The 396-nt window shown below is 42.2% G+C and carries 1 protein-coding gene; it reads left to right on the forward strand.

What is annotated here, in order from left to right:
• On the forward strand, positions 1-396 hold a 396-nt coding region (locus GVJ63_RS22090; protein ID WP_200843146.1), incomplete at both ends, for a hypothetical protein.

Genomic DNA, 396 nt, shown 5'->3' on the forward strand with positions numbered 1-396 from the left:
GTACTGCAGTGTGGCAAACCGGGCTTGGTGTACCATTACCGTTAAAATTACAAACTGTCGATCAGCAAATTCAATTACTACTTTCATCTGTCAATAATACATTTACGGCTCAGTTCTGTGATCAATCAGTTTGTATTGATGTGCTTGAGAGAACGTCAGAGTACCTAGTTTATTTAATTGATGGTGTTCGTCGCCGTGTGCAGTATGTATTAGATAGTGATCAACTTTATCTAGACCGAGATAACGGCAATATTGTGATACGCAATGTGACCTATGCTGCGCCAGAAGCTGCTGATGTTGCCGGAGATGGCAAAATTCGTGCACCAATGGATGGTGCTGTGGTTAATATTCTGGTGAATAAAGGCGATCAAGTGGTGAAAGGTCAGACCCTACTTG

It is taken from the genome of Pantoea sp. 18059 (assembly GCF_902706165.1).
GTDB classification, from domain to species: Bacteria; Pseudomonadota; Gammaproteobacteria; order Enterobacterales; family Enterobacteriaceae; genus Pantoea; species Pantoea agglomerans.